At 73.9% G+C, this 18,544-nt stretch carries 16 protein-coding genes; 3 read left to right on the top strand and 13 right to left on the bottom strand.

Annotated features, from left to right (window positions below):
- The first annotated feature begins 40 nt into the window (after positions 1–40).
- A complete protein-coding gene (locus CRP56_RS06490) occupies positions 41–400 on the top strand; it encodes an ArsR/SmtB family transcription factor (protein WP_179850960.1) in 360 nt (119 codons plus the stop codon).
- Positions 401–410: 10 nt separating this feature from the next.
- Here CRP56_RS06490 and CRP56_RS06485 read toward each other — a convergent pair whose 3' ends face one another.
- Positions 411–1,631, bottom strand: coding sequence for a 4-hydroxybenzoate 3-monooxygenase (locus CRP56_RS06485; RefSeq protein WP_097261174.1), 1,221 nt, complete (start codon positions 1,629–1,631; stop codon positions 411–413).
- A 78-nt stretch (positions 1,632–1,709) separates the two neighbouring features.
- Here CRP56_RS06485 and amrS point away from each other — a divergent pair, with 78 nt between their 5' ends.
- Both amrS and CRP56_RS06475 read left to right on the top strand, forming a co-directional pair.
- Positions 1,710–2,744, top strand: a complete 1,035-nt coding sequence (amrS, locus tag CRP56_RS06480; RefSeq protein WP_218877961.1) for an AmmeMemoRadiSam system radical SAM enzyme — start codon at positions 1,710–1,712, stop codon at positions 2,742–2,744.
- Positions 2,741–2,953, top strand: a complete 213-nt coding sequence (locus tag CRP56_RS06475; protein WP_097261172.1) for a radical SAM-modified peptide, FtsH ternary system-associated — start codon at positions 2,741–2,743, stop codon at positions 2,951–2,953. The genes amrS and CRP56_RS06475 overlap by 4 nt, the downstream gene beginning before the upstream one ends.
- A 22-nt stretch (positions 2,954–2,975) precedes the next feature.
- Here the strand turns inward: CRP56_RS06475 and CRP56_RS06470 are convergent, their stop codons facing one another.
- The 12 genes from CRP56_RS06470 to CRP56_RS06415 form a co-directional block, all read right to left on the bottom strand.
- Complete coding sequence (locus tag CRP56_RS06470) at positions 2,976–6,107, bottom strand: hypothetical protein (protein ID WP_097261170.1); 3,132 nt, start codon at positions 6,105–6,107, stop codon at positions 2,976–2,978.
- A 118-nt stretch (positions 6,108–6,225) separates the two neighbouring features.
- On the bottom strand, positions 6,226–7,956 hold the full coding sequence (locus CRP56_RS06465) for a hypothetical protein (protein ID WP_143664893.1): 1,731 nt from the start codon (positions 7,954–7,956) through the stop codon (positions 6,226–6,228).
- A gap of 3 nt (positions 7,957–7,959) precedes the next feature.
- The gene (locus tag CRP56_RS06460; RefSeq protein ID WP_097261166.1) at positions 7,960–8,649 is read right to left on the bottom strand and encodes a hypothetical protein; all 690 of its coding nucleotides are present in this window, start codon (positions 8,647–8,649) and stop codon (positions 7,960–7,962) included.
- Positions 8,646–8,927 carry a hypothetical protein gene (locus CRP56_RS06455; protein ID WP_097261163.1) on the bottom strand — a complete coding sequence of 94 codons (282 nt, stop codon included), beginning with the start codon at positions 8,925–8,927 and terminating at the stop codon, positions 8,646–8,648. The genes CRP56_RS06460 and CRP56_RS06455 overlap by 4 nt, the downstream gene beginning before the upstream one ends.
- A 3-nt stretch (positions 8,928–8,930) precedes the next feature.
- Positions 8,931–9,743 carry a hypothetical protein gene (locus CRP56_RS06450; protein WP_097261161.1) on the bottom strand — a complete coding sequence of 271 codons (813 nt, stop codon included), beginning with the start codon at positions 9,741–9,743 and terminating at the stop codon, positions 8,931–8,933.
- A 55-nt stretch (positions 9,744–9,798) separates the two neighbouring features.
- Entirely contained in the window at positions 9,799–10,956 is a 1,158-nt protein-coding gene (locus tag CRP56_RS06445; protein ID WP_097261159.1) for an AAA family ATPase, read from the bottom strand.
- Positions 10,953–12,821, bottom strand: a complete 1,869-nt coding sequence (locus tag CRP56_RS06440; RefSeq protein ID WP_097261157.1) for an ATP-binding protein — start codon at positions 12,819–12,821, stop codon at positions 10,953–10,955. Before CRP56_RS06440 ends, CRP56_RS06445 begins: the two co-directional genes overlap by 4 nt.
- A complete protein-coding gene (locus CRP56_RS06435; RefSeq protein WP_097261156.1) occupies positions 12,818–13,645 on the bottom strand; it encodes a hypothetical protein in 828 nt (275 codons plus the stop codon). Before CRP56_RS06435 ends, CRP56_RS06440 begins: the two co-directional genes overlap by 4 nt.
- 22 nt (positions 13,646–13,667) lie before the next feature.
- Complete coding sequence (locus CRP56_RS47115) at positions 13,668–14,732, bottom strand: JAB N-terminal domain-containing protein (protein ID WP_097261153.1); 1,065 nt, start codon at positions 14,730–14,732, stop codon at positions 13,668–13,670.
- Positions 14,722–16,194 carry a ubiquitin-conjugating enzyme E2 gene (locus tag CRP56_RS06425; RefSeq protein WP_097261151.1) on the bottom strand — a complete coding sequence of 491 codons (1,473 nt, stop codon included), beginning with the start codon at positions 16,192–16,194 and terminating at the stop codon, positions 14,722–14,724. Before CRP56_RS06425 ends, CRP56_RS47115 begins: the two co-directional genes overlap by 11 nt.
- Positions 16,191–17,282: a HesA/MoeB/ThiF family protein gene (locus CRP56_RS06420; protein WP_097261149.1), complete on the bottom strand. Its 1,092-nt coding sequence runs from the start codon at positions 17,280–17,282 to the stop codon at positions 16,191–16,193. The genes CRP56_RS06425 and CRP56_RS06420 overlap by 4 nt, the downstream gene beginning before the upstream one ends.
- The gene (locus tag CRP56_RS06415; RefSeq protein WP_097261147.1) at positions 17,279–18,028 is read right to left on the bottom strand and encodes a hypothetical protein; all 750 of its coding nucleotides are present in this window, start codon (positions 18,026–18,028) and stop codon (positions 17,279–17,281) included. Before CRP56_RS06415 ends, CRP56_RS06420 begins: the two co-directional genes overlap by 4 nt.
- Positions 18,029–18,544 lie beyond the last annotated feature (516 nt).

Below are 18,544 nucleotides of genomic sequence, written 5' to 3'. Positions count from 1 at the left end.
TGCGGTGGACGTCCGCCGCCCACACCGCCATTATGTGCGTATGAGCGCACGCATGCACCTATCACCTGCGCATCATGCGCACCCGCGTACCCCCGGCGACGAACAGTTCGCCCTCGCCGCCGAGCTGCTCGCCCTCCTCGGCGATCGCACCCGCCTCACCCTGCTGCACGCCCTCGCGGACGGCGAGGCGGACGTCACGACCCTCACGGAGGCCTGCGCGGCGGCCCGGCCCGCGGTCAGTCAGCATCTGGCGCGGCTGCGGCTGGCGGGCCTGGTGAACACGCGGAAGGAAGGGCGCAGGGTGATCTACTCGCTGCGCGACGGGCATCTGCGCCGCCTGGTCGACGAGGCGCTGAACGTGGCCGACCACCGGCTCAGCGACCGGCCGGTGCACGACTAGGGAACGAGGCTCAGTACTCGGGGTCCTTGCCCAGGTACTGCTCGGCGAACGCGAGGCCGGCCGCCGGGGAGCTGAAGAGGCGGCGCAGGCGGGCCTGGGTGGTGCCCGCGAGGTAGGGGTCGCCGGACGACGTGCCGTGGTAGATCTCCGACAGCCACTGGGAGAACTCCTGGTAGTCCCAGACACGGCCAAGGGACGCCTGCGAGTAGCCGGTCAGGCCGGTGGAGTCGCCCTTGGTGAGCTGGGCGACGAGCGCGTCGCCGAGCAGGAAGGCGTCGTGCAGGGCGAGGTTCATGCCCTTCGCGGCGATGGGCGCGGTGAGATGGGCTGAGTCGCCCGCGAGGAAGAGGCGGCCGAACTCCATGGGTTCGACCACGTAGTTGTGCATGTCGAGGACGCGCTTCTCGATGAGGCGGCCCTCGGTGAGGGGTAGGGCGCCGTGCGCGCCGAGGCGTTGCCGCAGCTCCGACCACACCCTGTCGTGCGGCCAGTTGTCCGGGTCGTCGCCGGGCGGACACTCCAGGTAGTAGCGGGTGACTTCGGGGCTGCGGGCCATGTGGCCGGCGAAGCCGTTGGGGTGGATGCCGAAGACCACGCAGTCGTTGGACGGCGGCGCCTCGGCGAGGAGCGCCAGCCAGCCGATGCCGTAGTCGTGCCGGGAGACGAGCGCGCGGTCCGGGGTGAGCAGGGCGCGGGTCACTCCGCGTGCCCCGTCGGCGCCCACCACGAAGTCGCAGGGGATCAGCCGGTCCTCGCCGAGGTCGTCGACGTACTCCACGACCGGGTGGTCCGAGTCGAGGCCGTGCAGCCGTACGTCCCGGACGCCGAAGCGTATGTCGCCGCCTCGGACGTCCGCGTACTCGCGCACCAGGTCCGTCACCAGCAACGGCTGTGGATACACCCAATGGTGATGACCCGTCAGGCGCTGGTACGCGAACCGGTACCGCTCCCCGCCGAGCCGGAACTCGCACTCCGTGTGCCGCTGCGCGCGCTCCAGCAGGTTCGCGGCGAGGCCCCGCTCTTCGAGGCTGCGTACGGCCCACTCCTCCAACACCCCGGCACGGGACCGCTGTTCGATGAACGCACGGGTCTCCGTCTCCAGGACCACGCAGTCGACGCCCACGGCCCGCAGGATGTTGCCGACCGTCAGACCCGCGGGGCCGGCGCCGATGACGACGACCGGTCTGTGGAGCGGGAGCGCCCCGCTGGGGAAGGGGGAGACCTCAGTCATCCGAGCATTATCTCCGGGCCCTGCGGCGCCCGGGAACGGAGTACCGTGGAAATCCGGGCGACGGGGTGAGGTGGCTGGGTGGTCGCGTGGGTGCCGGCGGACTTCTACCGTGCCGTCGACGGCGGCCTCCAGTGCACGCTCTGCCCCTTCCGCTGCCGGCTGCGCGACGGTGACACCGGCGCCTGCAAGGTGCGGCGCAGGGAAGGCGATCGGGTGCTGACGGCGACCTGGGGGACGACCGTCGAGCACTGGTCCTCCGTGGAGCGCAAGCCGTTCTACCACTTCCGCCCCGGCCTGCCGTTGCTGACGCTGGCGCCACCCGGCTGCTCGTTCCGCTGCGACTACTGCGTCAACCACCGTGTCTCGCAGTACGGCAGGGACCCGGGCAGCCGTGTCGCCGCGCAGGACGCCGATGTCGAGAAACTGGTCGCGGCCGCCGCCGAGCGCGGCGGTGGGCTCGCCCTCTCCTACTCGGAGCCGTCCCTCGCCGCCGAACTCACCCTCGAACTCGGCGCCCGTGCCCGCCCGTTGGGCCTCCCGCTGGTCTGGAAGAGCAATGGCTTCCTCACCCCCGAGGCCGTCGAGCGCGTCAGCCCGGTCCTCGCCGCCGTCAACATCGACGTCAAGGCCGCCGACGAGGACGCGCACCGCCGCCTCACCGGAGCACCGCTCGCCCCGGTCCTGGAGACGCTGCGGCTGCTGAAGGCCGCCGGTGTGTGGGTCGAGGTCAGCACCCCCCTCGTCCCCGGGACCAGCGCCGAGGACCAACAGCTCGTGCGCATCGCCGAGTTCGTGGCCTCACTGGGCCCGGACACGCCTTGGCATCTGCTGCGCTTCACTCCCACGTACCGGATGCGCGACGAGCGCCCCACTTCGCCGGAACGGCTCGCGGACGCGGCGCGCATCGGGCGGGCGGCCGGCCTGCGGTACGTGTACGTCGAGCGGGCGCTCGGTGCGGAAGGGCGCGCCACCCGCTGTCCGGGGTGTGGGGTCGAGGTGGTGGCGCGAGGGGTATGGGGGCACACGGAAAGCCTTCTGCGCGAAGGGAGTTGCCCGGGGTGCGGGGAGCCGATCGCCGGGATCTGGACCGTGGACGAGAGGACTGGGGCATGAGCACCGAGTACCGCTTCGTGGAGGACCTGCCGGACCTGATCGAGGCGTCCGAGTACGACGACCATCCCGACGGGCGGCTCGTACGGCTGCGCATCAGCTGGGACGAGAAGGGCGTCGAGGTGCTCGGCGACGCCTTCCGGCCGGACATGCTGGAGGCGTTGCTGGAGAAGATGGGGCCCGACGCGGTGGAGCAGATGCTGTGCGGGTGACCAGGGTGATCCAGAGCTGGAGCTAGAGCTTTCCCAGGATCTGCACGAGCACCCGCCGCAGTTCGTCCCCCTCGGGTTCCGGCGCCAGCACCCACGTGTCCGGCCCGTCCGGTAGCACGGGATGCCGTGGATAGTGGACGCGCAGGGTCAGCGCGCCCGGTACGGGCAGCGGCGGCTCGTGGACGTGGGTCAGCAGCAGGGTGCGGGGCTCGCCCGAGTCGACGGCGGCCAGCGCGCGCGCCGCCGCACGGGCCAGGGCCGCCGCGCGCACCGGGTCCGCGGGCTCCGGTGGCACCGGCGTCCACAGCCGCCGCAGATCCGACGCCGACGTCAGCCGGGCGCCCGCCTCGCGGCCGTCGAGGCGCAGCAACGCCACCGCGCGGCCGGCCTCCAGCAGCGCCGCCGCCAGCAGATGCGCGCACAGCCGCAGACAGCTCCCCACCTGCCCCTGGGCCGCGGCCCCCGTGTCGAGAACGAGCACCGCGTCCCGCTCGGTCCACGGCAGCCGCCCGCGCCGGGTGCGGTACAGCAGCGCGTCCTGCGCCCACAGCGCGTTCAACAGAGGTGCGGGCAACGCCATTTGGCTGGGCACGAGGCGGTCCGGCGGGCCGTGCCGGGCCCACTGCGCCGGGGCGCCGGCCGTGGCGGGGCCGGGGAGGTCGTCACCGAGCAGGACGGGCAGCCGCGAGGGCAGGTCGGGGAGCCGTGCGGCGGCCTCCGCGGCCGACGCCCACGGACCGTCCGCCAGCCGCAGCGGCAGCGCCGGGTCCTCGCGGACCGCGTCCGAGCCCAACAGGGCCAGCAGCGGCAGGAGTTCGTGTTCGACCCGGTCCAGGGCGGCGGCCAGTTCGGCGGCCGTGACCGAAGGCCGCTCCGGCGGTTCGCCGCTGCCGCGCAGGCCCCACTCCAGTGTGGTGCGCAGTTCCTGCAGGGACACGCCCGGCGGTGGGACGTACCGGGCGTCCCCCGGCAGCCGCGACGCCACCAGCGCGCTGAGCGCCGGATGTGCGGAGCGCGGCCAGCCCAGGTCCCGCAGGGCGCGGGCGGCCGGGCTCTGGTGGACGAGCCGCCGTCCTCGCGGTGGCGCCGGGCGCAGGAGCCGTGAGATGTCCGCGAGCGCGTCCAGGGGCACGGCCGCGTCGACCGCGGCGGCCATGGCGCCCAACTCGGCCAGGTACGCGGGGGATTCGGGCAGCGGCGGACCGGGCTCCGTCGCCTCCGGCGAGGTCCACACCTCCCACAGGAGGGCGCGGCCGCCGCTGTACGTCACGGCCAGCCGGCGCCCGTCGGCGGACCAGCGCACCGACCACACCGAGCCTCGCCCGGGGCCGTCGTCCAGGGTCATCGTCACCGTGCCCCGGCTCACGTCCCACACCTCGACCACCGTGGTGTCGGCACCGGGGCCCGGTGCGGCGAGCAGCGAGCCGTCCGGTGACCAGGCCAGCGCCGGTGCCCAGCCGCGCCCGCCCGGCGCGCCGAACTCGCGCAGCACCCGCCAGGTCAGCGTCGACCACACCACCAACGGCCCCTGTCCGGCGGGCGGCGTCGCGGCCAGCCGGCTGCCGTCCGGGGACCAGGCGACGCGGGCGGCGAACGCGCCGGAGGGCAGGGGCAGTCGCCGGGCCCGCTCCCTGCGCGGCATGTGCCAGAGCATGACGGCACCCTGGGTCCCGGCCGCGAGCAGCGTGCCGTCCGGCGACCAGGTGGGCCGGCCCGTGCCCTGCGGGAGATGCAGACTCGCGCGCTGCTGCGCCGGGGCGCCGCGGGCGTCCAGGACGTGCACGAACAGGTGGGTGGGCGCGGGTCCCGGCTCGGGCACGACCAGCGTCGCCGACCCCTCAGCCGGTGCCGGGCACCACACGGGCCCCTGACCGCCCTCCAGCACGGCCCGGATCTCGCCGGCGTCCAGGTCGACGACGGTCAGCCCCGCCTGGCCCTCGCGTGAGGCACAAGCCAGCAACTGTGCGGAACCGGAGGAGAGTTCGAGGTCATGGGCGCCGCCCGGCCCCGTGGCGACGGCCACGGCGCGGCGTCCGTCGTCCGGACCGGGTGCCTTCAGCAGGGCGATCGCACCGGCCGCGGTCTCCAGGACCCAACGGCCGTCCCGCGCAGGGGCGATCGCCGGGGCCCACAGGCCGTCGCCGGCGTCGTACAGCAGCGTCTGGCCGGTGATCCGGGGCGCCCGGTCCCGTAGCGCCGGCAGCGCCCGGCCCACCGAGCGGCACATCGCCGCCGCCCAACTGCGCAGCAGCACACCCACCCGGCGTTCGGCGCGGTACGGCGCCGTGTCCGGCAGCTCCCACAGTTCCGGGCCCGCACCGCCGGTGAACAGCACCCGCCCGGTCGCCGACACGCTCAGGTCCCGCGGTGACCTGACCCGCGCGGGCAACCGCGCGACCCGCTCCAGCGCGCGGTCGAGGACGAGCAGGACCTCTTGGTCGGTGGCGACCACCAGGAACCGCCCCGTCCGGCTGAACCCCAGCCCGACGACGGCACCGTCGACCGGCGCCTCGGCGAGCGTCCGCCCGGTGGCACGGTCCACCAAGTGCAGGCCGGCAGTGTCGGCGAAGGCGAGCGCGTCGCGGTCCGGCGACCAGGCGAGGGCGGTGATACCGGTGCGGCCGGTGCACGGGGCGAAGTCCATCCGGACCGGGGAGACGCTCCACAGCTGGAGCGCGGTGGCGGTGGCCAGGCACAGCTGGCGGCCCTGCGGATCCCAGGCCAGGGCGACCACCGGGTCCACCGTGGGCAACGGGAACGACGCGAGGGTGCCCCGGTGGTGGACGAGCACCCCGTCGCCGGCACATGCCACCCACAGCCCGTCGGGCGACACCGTGAGCGTGTCCGCGCCGGCCGACACCGGGAACCCGTCGTCGGCCGGGGCCCCGCTGTCCCCGTCATAGACCTCGACCCGCCCGGCCCGCAGCACGAACACCTCCCCACCGTCCGGACCCCAGGCCACGGCCGCCGGCAGCCCCTCGCCGGGCGCCGACCACAGCACCCGCCCGGTGTCGTCACGACAGCTCAGGGCCCGCTCGGTGAGATGCACGAACGCGGTGCCGTCCCGGGAAACACCGGTGCACGGATCGCTGCCGCTGAGCGAGAGCAGCCGCCGGGGGCCGGGCGGGGCGGCGGCTTCGGGGTGGGTGGTCATGGGCGTCTCGGGGGAGTCGGCGCCGCGGCGCTCACTGCTGTGTTGCGGGCGCTTGTCATCGCCGCGGTGTCGTCGTCGGTTCGGTCGGCCAGGCGCTTGCGCTGGTCGAGGATCCTTGTCACCCCTCCTCCGTCCCCTCCAGTGCCGCCTGTTCGAAGAGTCGGGCCGCCTCCAGATGGTCGCCCGCGGAGCGGTAGGCCTCGGCGGCGGCCTCGAGGTCACCCGTGGCGCGGAGGCGGGTGGCGCGTTCGAGGGCCTCGGCGGGGTCGTGGCGGGGGGTCGGGGACGGTCCTTGCGGGGTGCCGCTCGCCGTGGCCAACGCGTCCAGCGCGTCGAGGAGTTCGCGGCCCGCCTTGGACAGACCGCTGGAGACCTCGACCGGTTCCGGAGGGGCCCACAGGGTCCACAGGGGCACCATCGGGGCGAGCGGGAAGCGGTGCCGGCCGCCGTGCCAGCAGACCACCGCCGAGGTGCCGTCGAGGCCGAACAGATGGGCGCGGGCGGCGGGCGGCAGCGGGGGTGTGAGGCCGTGCCCGGACTCCAGGAACAGGCTGCCGGGGCCGATGCGGTGCAGGGGCACGCCGAAGGGGAGGTCGCGGGCCAGGCCCACCGGTTCGAGGAGCAGATGGCGACCGGGGCCCGGCAGCAGGAACCCCGCCTCGCCGAGCGGCCGACCCGGCAAGTACCGCCGCAGGAGCGGGAGTTCGTCGTCGTGCAGCAGGACCGCGTCGACCGCGGTGTCCGCGTGGGCGTCGGGCACCACCCGCACCTGTGTCGACGGCACACGTGCGGCATCCGGCAACGAGGCGGCGGCGGGCGGGGGTTCGGCCGCCACCCCGACCAACTCGGTCGGCACCGGCGAGGGCGCCCCCAGCGGCTCCAGCCGCAGCGGAGGCCACTCCTCGCGGTCGCCGACCAACCACAACTCGCCCTCCGGCACCGGGCAGTACAGCAGGGTGTCGTCAAGGGGAGGACACAGTCGTACGTCCAGCAGCAGCCGCTCGCAGCCGGTCACCGGACGGCAGACCGCCGTCCGGGGCAGCGCCGACAGGGCCACGACCAGGGCGTGCGGAATCGCGTCCGGTGCCGTCAACGCGAAGGCCGTCAGCTCGCGTTGCCGGATGTCCGGACGGTCCCAGGGGCGTGCCCGGACGGCGAGCGTCGACACCTCGACGCCGAAGGCCAGCGCCTGGCGGGCGACGGACGACAGCAGTTGTGGGGCCGTCAGCACCAGCAGGGTGCGGTGGTCGGCCCGGGCGGGAGAAGTGAGGGGGACGCGGGAGACCAGGTCCACCAGGTCGAGCCCGGGCCAGGCCAGCACCTCGCTCAACTGGTCAGGGCCGCCGCGCCGTTCGCCCGCGAGCGCACCGTGGCCGAGGATCGCGTGCGGCACGCCGCCGTGCAGGGCCAGCAGCTCGGTGCCGACCGTCGGGCCGATCCCGCTGAGCAGCCAGACCGCCCCGCCGCCCGGCTCCGCGTGACAGCTCCACTCCGCCGCCCCCGCCCGGTGCAGCGCCTCGAGTACGCCGAGGACCCGGTGCGGGGAGGCGAACCGGGCGGCGACGCGCCACTCGACGGTGGGGGAGGAGGTGTACGAGACGGGCGGCGCCGGTGCCGGAGGGTCCTCCTCCGGGGGGCGGGCCGGGCGCACGCTGAAGCGGACGCCGTGGTCGTGGGCGCCGCTCGCCTGGCGGGGCGGTTGTGGCGGAGGGGCGGGCGGGGTCGGCGGCGGTGCTCCGCGCGGCGCCGGACGCGCCACGATCGGCGTGGGCGGGGTGCCGGTGGGCGAGGGCCCTTCCGGCGTGATGCGGTTCAGGAGACGACGCAGGGGGCTTTCACTGCGGTCCATGGGTCAGGGACCCCCTGCCCGGCCGGCGTCGGCCTCGACGGGCGGCCCGGACGGCAGCCAGGCGGTGGAGCCGAGCCGTTCGCCGGCCCACTCCCGCCAGCGGTCCAGTACGTCACCGCCGCCCTGGGCGTCGTAGGCCGCACGGAACAGCCGTGCCCCCCAGTCGAAGCGCTCGATCCGGTCCGCGGCCTCGACGCCCCAGTCCAGCGTCAGTCGGCGTTCGGTGCGCGAGGCCAACGTCGGCAGACGGGCCTCCACTCGTGGGAAGAGATCGAGGAGGGGGCCGGGCGGGCCGCCGCCGAGGCGGTCGGCGAGGGCGCGGGCGAGTTCGAGGCGGAGCTGCTGGGGCCCGTTGCCGACGGTGTCGGTGGCGGCCAGGAGCCGACGGGCCGCGGTGATGTCACCGGCCAGGAGCAGCTCCCAGGCGGCCTCCGGTCTGCGGCCGCGCTCCTGCCAGCAGCGGGCGGCGAGTTCGGGGCGGCCGAGGAGCCGGTAGCAGCGGGCCGCCTGTTCCGGGTGGCCGGCCTGCCGGTAGGTGCGCGCGGCGTGCTCCAGGTCGCCGGCCCGCTGGTAGGCGTCGGCCGCCGACCACTGCCAGCCGAGGAGGTCGTAGCAGCGGGCGGCCTCGGTGTGCGCCTGGGCCTCGGAGTAGCAGCGCGCGGCCTTGAGCAGCAGCCGGGTGCGCCGGCTCATGTGGTCTCCCGCTCACCCGGCTCGGGACCCTCGGTCTCCTCGTCCCGGACGCGCGACGGGGTCTGCGGTGTCGGGTCGTGCCGCCACAGCGGCGGCTCCTCGAACGGCGAGATCTCCTCGACGTCCGGTCTGCGGGCCAGGACCTGCCCCAACTCGGCGCTGATCCGGTCGTGTTCAGCGTCATGGTCGGGACCGGAGCCGGTACCGATGTCGTCCACCTGGAACAGTTCGACCTCACCGGTGTCCGTGTTGAAGCGGAACCGCACCCGCACCCGCATCGATCAGTTCTCCATCTTCCCGTCGAAGTCGAGCTCGAACTCGATGTCGATGCCGCCGTCGGACTCCTCCTGCCGGATGCCGGTGGCGCCGTGCTGCCGGGCGAAGTCGAGCAGCGCCCGCTGGTAGGCGGTAGCCAGCACGCCGTTGACGGCCCGCAGCGCGTCCTGGCCGAGCCGGGTGATGCGCTCCCGGTTGCGGGCCTCCAGGTCGGCGCGGACCCGCTCGCGTTCCTCCGCCAGCCGGGCCCGCGCGTCGTCGTCCGCGGCCCGCTGGAGCCGGGCCTCGGCCGCGGCCGCCGCGGTGCTCGACTCCCGGTCCGCCTGCACCCGCAGCCGTCCCGCCAGCTCGCGCGCCCGGCGCACGGCGTCGGCCTCGGCGACCACCTGCGCCTCCCGCTCGGCCACTTCACGGGTGCGCCCCGCGAACCCGTCGGCGTAGTACCGCCCTTCACCGCTGCCGGTCGCCTGCTCTCGGACCGCACCGCGCAGTGTCTCGGCGGCGCGGCCCTCCACGGTGACCTGGTCCTCCAGGCGGGCGGTCACGACCAGTTCACCCGTGGCGGGGTCGTAGCGGACCCGGCCGTCCGCCAACTCCAGGACATGGCCGCCGTCTTCGGCGCGCCAGCCGTCGGCCGCGGTGAGCGTGGCCTCGAAGACCTGCCGGCTGGCCTGCCCCAGCGTGCCGCCGAACGGATGGCGCACCTCCAGCTCGCTGACCACGGAGTCGCTGGCGCTGGCGCGGCGCTCCAGGGCGAGTTCCCATGCCTCGACGACTTCTCTGGTGGCCTCGACCCGTACCCTGCGCGGATTGCACATAGAGCTGGTGTCCCCCTGAATTCCGCAGCCGGGCGCGGGCGCCCGTAGGTGTGCGTCAGCCCTGGTCCAGCAAGGCCAGAGTGTGGTCGATGATACTCGCGAGCTCCCTCTCGCCCTCTCTGTTGCCCGGAACAGCACGCCTCAACTCCAGCCTCAGTGCATTGAGTTGACGCAGGACGCGCTCCACGGACGCGGGCGGCGACCCGGCCCCGACCTGGCGGCCGAGGACCCGCGCCTCGGAGACCAGGCGTTGTGCGGTCCGGGCGGGTTCGTCGGGGTCCTCGGCGAAGCCACCCGTGCGGCGGCGTACCGCCTCCTGTACCACCGGCGCATGCGCCGGGTCGGACCAGAAGTGCTCCAGCGGCCACAGATCGGCCGGCTCGGCCCGTACCCGCTCCTCCCGCAGCGCCGCCGCGGCCACCAGCCGGAGCCCGCGGATGATCCGCCGGTCGGACAACGTCACGCCCTGGCCGAGGAGTTCACGCACCAGCTCCGCGTACTCCGGGGTCACCGCGCTGAGATCGGCGTGCGCCAGCTGCCGGTGCAGCCGGTCCAGGGTGTCCGCGTCGATCCACGCGTGCTCGTCCCCGGCGGACGGGGCGCGGCCGGGCGCGTGCCCCTTCTCCAGGAGCTCGTCCAGCCGGTTGCCGGCCACCGGCGGGATCGTCAGCCGCAGCAGGAACCGGTCGGCGAAGGCGAGCAACGAGGGGTCCTGGGGAAGGGAGTTGGCCGCGCCGACGAGAGTGATGAGCGGGGCCGGCTCGACGCCCCGGCCGTTGTGGAAGACCCGCTCGTTCATCACGGTCAGCAGGGTGTTGAGGATCGGACTGCCGCTCTGGAAGATCTCGTCGAGGAACGCGACACGCGCCTGGGGCAGCATGCCGTCGGTGCGGAACCGGTACTCGTCACCGTTCTGGAAGGCAGGCACGTCCACCGGCCCGAACAGCTCGGCCGGTTCGGTGAACCGGGTCAGCAGCCGGACGAAGGGACGGCTGCCGAGCCCCGCCGCGAACCGGCTGACGAGGTCCGTCTTGCCGGTGCCGGGCGGCCCCAGCAGCAGCACGTGCTCATGGGCCAGCACCGCGACCTCCAGCACGTCGAGGGCGAGGCGCCGCCCCACGAAGTGCTGGTCGATGCTGCGGCCGAGCGCCTTGAGACGGCGTACGGCGTTGAGGTCGTCGCCACTCCAGGTGGCCGTCGTCGCGGTGCTCATCGGCGCTCCGAGATCATTTCCAGGCGGCCCTGCTGGAGCCGTCCCACGAGCCAGCCCAGCCTGCGGGCGTCGGGTTCGATGCCGTGCATGTGGCGGCCGACGAACGCGTCCCGCATCAGCGAGCGCAGCTCGTCGCCGTTGCGGCCCGCCGTCGCCTCGGCGATCAGCTCCAGCACCTCGTCGTCCAGGGAGATGTGATAGCGGCCCGCGTGGTGGCGCAGGATGGCCCGGCGGGCGGTGACGTCGGGCAGCGAGATGGCGATCGACCGGAACCGGCTCGGCCGCAGCAGCGCCTTGTCGATGATGTCGATGCGGTTGGTCGTGCCGATCACCAGCATCGGGACCTCGGGCCGGAAGCCGTCCATCTCGGTCAGGATCTGAGCGACCACGCTGTTGCCGGCCCGGCTGCCGCCGTCGGGGCGGTTGCTGCGCTCCATGGTGATCGCGTCGATCTCGTCGAAGACGATGACGGAGGGCGCGCTGCGCCGCGCGGAGGCGAAGATCTCCCGCACCTTGCGCTCGCTCTCACCGACGTACATGTCGGTGACCTCGGGCCCGGACACCACCTGGATGGTGGCGTTCATGCCGTTGGCGATGGCCTTGGCGAACAGGGTCTTACCGGTGCCGGGCGGGCCGTAGAAGATGATGCCGCGCGGGACGAGTTCGGAGCGCACCTCCTCCATGTCGTCGGGCAGGCTCTGCGCGCCGCTGATGATGGCGAGGGTCTGCCGGATCTCGTCCTTGACCTCGTCGTAGCCGCCGATGTCGTCGAGCGTGACGTTGGGGACCTCGAAGTGCGAGGACTGCTGCGCCTTGAACGTCAACAGCGTCTCGCGCAGGTCCTGTTGGGTGGCCCGCTTCGGCTGCGTCCGGTGCTTCTCGTGCGCGTACCGCATGGCCTGCCGCAGGCGTACGGGGTTCATGCCGGCGACGTGCTTGTAGAACTCGCGCGGCTGGAACCCCTCGAAGGTCTCCGCCTCCTCCCGGGTCACCAGGGCCGCGCCCAGCAGGGTCTCCTCGGTCTCCGGCGTCTTCACCTTCGGTGGCAGACCGCTGAGGGTGACCCGGGCGCTGAACCGCTCGGCCAGCACGTCCGGGAGCGGCAGCGTCGGGTCGGCGAAGGCGAGGACCAGCTGGTCGGGGAAGGCGTAGAGCAGCTCGACCAGTTCGCGTGCCTCGGCGTGCCGGCCGATGTCGGCGCTGCCGGCCAGCAGGTCGAGATGGGTGAGGACGATGACGTCGCCCTCCTTCAGCTCCTCCAGCTGGGCGCGGAGTCGGGCCAGGCGGCGCTGACGGGTGCTCATCGACGCGCCGTTCATGTCCCCGACCGGGTCACCGCGGCCGCTCTCGTCCTCCGGCGAGTCGTCGTCGAGCCGGATGCCGCGGCACTCGGCCAACGTGACCATCTCCTCCCACAGATGGGTCACGATCAGCTTCTCGCTGATGACGAGCACCGGCAGCCGGCTGCGCAGCAGGGAGGCCACGCGTTCGATGTGCGGGTAGTAGGCGAGCCGGACGGCCTGGGCGTCGGAGATGCGGTCGGGGTGGTCGGACCGTTCGGGTTCCGCCGCGGCTTCCACGCCCGTGGCGTGGGCGGCGGGGGGCTTGCTCAGTGACGTCGGGGATGGGGCGGCCGTGATCCCCGGGGTCGCGAACAGTGGGGTGCCCGGGGCGAGTTCGGACCGCAGCCAGATGTCGGGGGCGAAGTCCGACCAGGGCCGGTCCAGCAACTCCTCGTCCAGCGGGTCGAGCAGCCACATCTCGCAGGAGGCCAACACCTCCCGCAGCGGGCGGTCGCCCGCGGTGCCGAGCAGGTCCATCCGGTCGCCGTGGTCCCCGGTGGCCAGGCGCAGTGCTCTGGTCATCGGTCCAGCACCTCGCGCAGCGCCTCGAACTCCCGGACCCGGCCGTAGATGCGGTGCAGTTCCGTGCCGGTGCGGTAGCCGCTCAGCAGCGGGCGGCGGCGCAGCTCGTCGGGATGTCGCCGGACCAGCACGGACAGGGGCTGCCACCAGTCGAGCGTGGCCCGCGCCCACTGGCCGGACGCGTCGTCGTCGAGCAGTCTGCTGGGGTTGTCGCGGGCCAGCTTCCGCACGTCGTCGGTGAGCCCGCGGTAGTGGCCGCCATGGTGCAGCAGGGCCGTCTCGTACACCTCGTACACGACTGTTCTCTCCCCCGGGGTGAAGCGGAACCGGCGCAGCAGCGCCGCGCGGTGACGGGCGGTGGCGGGCGAGGGCGGCGGTGCGGCGAGGCCCGCCACCGCCGCGCGTCTGCCCTCGGTGTGGGCCAGGAGCCGGTCGAGGAGCTGCCCGCAGCGCTCCTCCGTGCCCGGCGGAGGGTGGTCGAAGAGGGCCGTGAGCGGCGAGGCGCGCAGCAGGGCCGTGCGCAGCCCGGCGTCGAGCGGAGTCGCCGACAGGGCACGCCCCACCAGACCGTGACGGGCCATCAGATCGCGGACGGTGCCCGAGCCGCCCACGCCCTCGGCCACCAGCAGAGCCGTCGGCGGATCGTCCCGCAGCGCCAGGGCCGCCGCGACCATCAGCGGCTCCAGACCCGTGGGGCCGCGGTCGCCGAGGGGCGGGTCGGACAGGTGCAGCCGGGCCGCGGTGACCCGGGCCAGCCGTTCGAGGAGGACGACCGGGTTGTCGTCGGTCTCGGGCGGCCGGGCCGAGGTGGTCGGAGGCGGCACGGGGGTGCCGTCGGGCGCCGGTTCAGTGATGGCCCAGTGAAGGATGCGTACTGCGGTGGCTGTCAGGGTCGTCATCGAGGTTCCGGATCGGACAGGGTGCCATCCAGTCGTCGGAGGAGGCGTAGCAGGTCAGCACCCGCCGACGCGAGGTGAGGTTGATCAGGGCCGCCACCTGCCAGGGGCGCCGGAAGGTGTCCCGGTGCAGGTCGATGTCGGTGCGGGACAGGCCGATGGTGCGCTCGGTCTGGAACAGATGGGTGTGGTACCAGCCGACCAGCTGACGGTCGCCGAGCGTCCGGCTCATCGCGCGGAACGAGTCGCCGGTGAACGTGAAGTGCATCAGCGAGGCCCCCGAGTGCTCGGCGGGCAGCACCTCGTCGACGATCACCGCGTGCAGGGCGGGGTCGTCGGCCCGCCGGAAGGCCCGGCCGACCAGGAAGCCGCCCTCCTCGATCTCGGTCGACAGCTCCATCTCCATCAGGCTGCGCTGTACCCCGGTGCCCAGCAGCACGGTGACCGGCGCCCCGGTGTCGCTGAGCGTCACCCCGTACTCGGCCAGGTCGAGCAGCGGGATCTCGGGCTCGGCCGCCGGGCGGATGCCGAACGGCAGCCGGGTGGAGCGGGAGACGTCGATGTCGTCCGTGCCGTCCACCACCGGGGGCAGCCGCTGCGCCGACTCGCCGTCCTCGGGCGAGGGCAGCCCGGCGATCCGGAACGCCCACTGGCGCTCCTCGGGGGAGATCTCCCGGGCCAGCCGGGCGAGCACCGGGCCGACGAGCGAGTTGACGGAGTAGGGCTTCTGGTAGACCACGCGTCCCTCCATATGGATCGCGACATGGATGTACCCGAAGTCGGCGCGGAGATTGGTGAGGTGGAGATCTCCCTCGTACGTGTCGGTGCCGGTGTCGTGGGCGTCGGGTTCGTAGGTGTCGGGCCCGGGGTCGTTGCGCAGCATCAGCACGAAGCGGGGCCGGCCCTTGAAGGGGGCCGTCTCCGCCGCGAAGGCCGGCTTGAGCAGCGCGATCAGCGGTTCGGTGCGCACCAGTTGACGTGACTCGCCCTGGAAGAGCTCGATGTCAAGTGCCATCGACCGCCCCGTCCGTCCGCCGTATCCGCAGGGCGCCGACGCGCAGGACGCCGTCGTCGGGCGGCGGGGCCGGCACCGGCGGCTTGCCCCCGATGGCCTCGATCATGGCCACTCCGTCCTCCGTCTGAGCCCAATATGCAGCGATTGGGTTGAAACTGTCCGAGATCTCGTAGTTACGATACCCAGCCATGTCCACGAGCATCTGGCACAGCTGGCCGAAGTCGAGGGCGGGGCGCCAGGAGTGCGCCAGCACCCCCAGGCACACGGCCCCTTCGGCCTCCGGGTACTGCGGATCGGGGCCCTTGATGTTCGGGTGGAAGATCGGGCTCAGCCAGAAGACGGCCGGGGCGACCAGCGGGAAGTCCGGGCCCAGCAGGATCAGCAGGTTGTGCTTGTCCTGTACCTCCGGACGCGGCAGCGCGCTCGCGCTCTGCTGCTCCGGGAGCCGCAGCCCCGGCCCCTTGAAGCGGATCTCGTAGTCGGTGGGGAACTCCGGGTCGTCGGTGTCGACGATCTCGAAGTCCTCGTGCTGGTCCGCGTAGCGGTGCATCTCCTCGCGGACCCGGATGATCGCCTGCATCCGCAACTCGGCGTGCCCGGCGGTCGCTTCGGGATACACGTTGAGCGTGTCGCCCTCACGCACCCCCGCGTCGTGCAGGGACTGCGCCGGGTCGAGACGGCGGAAGCTGCCGTCCGGCTGCTGATGGTCGACGACGGTGCGCGGACGCCGCCCCATCCGGCCCTCGTAGTGCGCCAGCACGGCGGCGGCGATGTCCCGCACCGGGGTGATCGACGGCACCCCCGCCAGGTCGTAGGGCTGCTGGTCGGGGCCGTTCACCCGGAGCGCCTCCAGCAGATACGGCCGGTGGTCGTAGACCTCCTGGAGGATCTCCAGGTCCGCCGGGGCGCCCGCCGCGATCAACTCGCCGCGTACGCCCTCGATCTGGCCGGGCGTCAGTTCCCGCGTCAGGGACATCGCGATCTGCCCCACCTGGGCCTCCTCGCCCTGGCTGACGAAGAACAGTTCGGCGCGGGGGTCGAGGCGGCGCACCTCCTCGATGAACGCCGCGTGGTGCGTGCTGCACACGAAGACCAGCGTGGGGTAGGTGTCCGGCTCCGGTGCGGACTGCGGGGCGGCGGTGGGTGCCGGGCCGGCGGGCGGCGCGACGCGGGGCTCGGCGCGGGGCGGCTGCGGGGGCTCGGTGACCGGCTCCAGCGCTTCGACGGAGGCCCGGAAGAGGGTGTTGCCCGGGTACTCGTTGCGCACGGCGCGGGCCAACTGGGCCTCGCCGTCCACGAGTACGCCCGCGTCGATCAGCCGGCGCACCTCGGACCAGTAGACCCGGGCGGTCGTGTCCACGGACGGCAGCCGGCTCTCCGGGAAACCGATGGTGCGCAGGATGATCTCACCCTCGCGCGAGTTGATCACCCGCTCCAGCTCGTTGTACAGCTCGTCCCTCACAGGACACCCTCCGTCGTCGCGCGCCGTGCCTCGGTCAAGTCGTCCGTTGTGCCCTGCCGTTCCTCCCCGGCGGGGGCCAACTCGACGTACCGCAGCCCCGATCCGTCGCGCCGGGCCACGGGCAGTACTTCACGCGGCGCCACCCCCAGTGCGCTCAGCCGCGCCGAGGCGGGCGCGGACCGCAGCCGGGAGGTGACGGCGCGCACCGCCGTCCGCCGTCGCACCGGCCTGCTGAATCCTGCCCAGGCGAGCGGCTCTTCGTGCACGTCGACGTGGTCCAACAGGTCGGCCACCGTGGCCTCGTGGTCCAGCGGCAGCACCGGGACGTCCGCGGGGAGCCGTTCGTGCAGCGGGCAGTCCGGGTCGGGCAGCTCACCCGACGGGGTGCCGGACAGCGGCATCGCGAACCCGGCGGCGTCGACGCGCAACGGCGCGTCCGGCACGGACAGTCCCAGCAGCAGTCGTACGGCGAAGTCGGCGAGCCACGCGCCGACCAGTGCCGACACCGGAGCCGACGCGCCCACCTCGGCGGCCGGATCGGGCGCGGCGCACGACCACGGGTCGTCCTGCACCGCACGCTCGGCGGGACCGAGACCGCAGGCCCGGCAGCGCCCGCCGGGCGGGTACCAGGCGACCTCGCCGCCCCACGCGTGCGTCCCGCCGTCGAGCATGCCGGTTCCGGCGAGCGTGCACCGCCCGGCCAGGGAGATCCGGGCGGCCCGGCTGTCCAGCGCGCTCACCACCAGGTCGGCGTCCCGCAGTTCGGCGAGCCCGGCCCCGGAGACATGCGGCGCCGCACGGGCGACCACGTCCGTGCCGGGCGCGAGGTCCGCCAGCGCCTCGGCCAGCACCCGTGCCTTCGGCCGGCCCACGTCCGCCGCCCGGAACAGCGGGCAGCGGCTGAGGTTGCTCACCGCGACCGTGTCCGGATCGCACACCACCAGCCGCCCGAGGCCCGCCAACGCCAGGGTCTGGGCGACCGTGTTGCCCAGGGCCCCGGCGCCCGCGAGGACGACCGTGGCGTCGGCCAGCCGCTTCTGGTCCCAGCCGGGGATCAGCGCGTGCCGCGCGAACCGGTCGCCGGTCACCGGGGGTCCCGCAGGGAGTTGAGCATCAGACACGGCACCCCGGGATGCTGGGCCTTCCAGTCGTCGTAGCAGACCAGCCCGTGGTCCGGGTCGCGGTGGACGGCGCTCGCGCAGTTCGGCGCGTCCGGCGCGCAGGTGCAGTGGATGACCATCTCGTCCGGCCGGAAGGTGTGCCCGCACACCCAGCAGCGGTGCCGGGTGGGCGCCCCGTCGCCCGGGCCCGGGTGCAGGCGGAGCAGGGGATGGCCGCGATGCAGCCGGACCGTGTTCAGCTCCGGCGGCGGGGGATTGGCTTCGTCGAGACCCCGGTGGAACAGCTCGGCCGATGCGGAGGACTGCGCGCCCGCCCCGGGGTTGAGGCAGTCCAGGCGGCGGCTGCGGTGCTTGAGGACGACACCGGGGCCCGCGTCGGCGCGCTCGATGGAGATCTGCTCGCCCAGCCGGAAAGAGTGGTGGCAGACCGGACAGGTGGTCCCGGCCGAGCCGAGCTTGCGCAGCAGCTGCGAGGTGACGACGGTGACCTCCTCGCCGGGCCCGCCGTCCGGCTGCGGCACGTCGACCGCCTCACGGCGCCCGCCCGCCTGCCCGAGCAGGAAGTCGTACGCCGCCGGACTCGGCCCGCCCTCACCCGTGCCCCGCGCCCCGGCCTCCGCCCGCTCCCGCTCCTGACTACGCCGCCGCCGCTCGGCGACGTTCACCCCGGCGGGGACGTGCACACTGACGGCACGGGGCCGCTGCTCACTCATCACACACCGCCCTCCTCGCGGCTCCGCCTGCTCGTTGGTCGGGTGTCGGATGTAGGCGGGGGGTGGGGCGGTCGCTGGTCGAGCGTGGTTCCGGCTTCCGGTGCTCGGTCGCTGGGCGTGGGTGCGAGGGCCGGTGCGTGGGCGTCGGGTGCAGCCCTTGGTTCTGCTGCTCCTTCATCGTGCGCCGTCCTCCCGGTTCCGTCGCGGGGCAGTTCGGCGTGGTCCGGCGGCTCGGTGGTCGAGTGTCAGGTGTAGGCGCTGGGTGGGGTGGTCGCTCGTCGGGCCTGGTTCCGGCTTCCGGTGCTCGGTCGTCGGGCGTCGCCCCGGGTTCCGGTGCTCGGTCGTCGTGCGCAGCCCTGGGTTCCGTTGAGTGGCCGTCGGGTGCGGTCCTGGGTTCCGGTGTGCGGTCGTCGGGTGCGGTCCTGGGTTCCGGTGTGCGGTCGTCGGGTGCGGTCCTGGGTTCCCGTGGGCGGCCCTCGTGCGCAGCCCCTCGTCGCGTCGCTCGGTCGGCGGGAG

The organism is Streptomyces sp. TLI_55 (assembly GCF_900206255.1).
Taxonomy (GTDB): domain Bacteria; phylum Actinomycetota; class Actinomycetes; order Streptomycetales; family Streptomycetaceae; genus Streptomyces; species Streptomyces aquilus.
The sequence above is the reverse complement of the archived record's forward strand: the minus strand, read 5'-3'. Positions and strand labels throughout refer to the sequence as shown.

Coding starts and splice junctions, on each gene's coding strand:
- CRP56_RS06490 (WP_179850960.1), top strand. CDS start 41: ATGAGCGCACGCATGCACCTATCACCTGCGCATCATGCGCACCCGCGT.
- CRP56_RS06485 (WP_097261174.1), bottom strand. CDS start 1,631: ATGACTGAGGTCTCCCCCTTCCCCAGCGGGGCGCTCCCGCTCCACAGA.
- CRP56_RS06475 (WP_097261172.1), top strand. CDS start 2,741: ATGAGCACCGAGTACCGCTTCGTGGAGGACCTGCCGGACCTGATCGAG.
- CRP56_RS06470 (WP_097261170.1), bottom strand. CDS start 6,107: ATGACCACCCACCCCGAAGCCGCCGCCCCGCCCGGCCCCCGGCGGCTG.
- CRP56_RS06465 (WP_143664893.1), bottom strand. CDS start 7,956: ATGGACCGCAGTGAAAGCCCCCTGCGTCGTCTCCTGAACCGCATCACG.
- CRP56_RS06460 (WP_097261166.1), bottom strand. CDS start 8,649: ATGAGCCGGCGCACCCGGCTGCTGCTCAAGGCCGCGCGCTGCTACTCC.
- CRP56_RS06455 (WP_097261163.1), bottom strand. CDS start 8,927: ATGCGGGTGCGGGTGCGGTTCCGCTTCAACACGGACACCGGTGAGGTC.
- CRP56_RS06450 (WP_097261161.1), bottom strand. CDS start 9,743: ATGTGCAATCCGCGCAGGGTACGGGTCGAGGCCACCAGAGAAGTCGTC.
- CRP56_RS06445 (WP_097261159.1), bottom strand. CDS start 10,956: ATGAGCACCGCGACGACGGCCACCTGGAGTGGCGACGACCTCAACGCC.
- CRP56_RS06440 (WP_097261157.1), bottom strand. CDS start 12,821: ATGACCAGAGCACTGCGCCTGGCCACCGGGGACCACGGCGACCGGATG.
- CRP56_RS47115 (WP_097261153.1), bottom strand. CDS start 14,732: ATGGCACTTGACATCGAGCTCTTCCAGGGCGAGTCACGTCAACTGGTG.
- CRP56_RS06415 (WP_097261147.1), bottom strand. CDS start 18,028: ATGAGTGAGCAGCGGCCCCGTGCCGTCAGTGTGCACGTCCCCGCCGGG.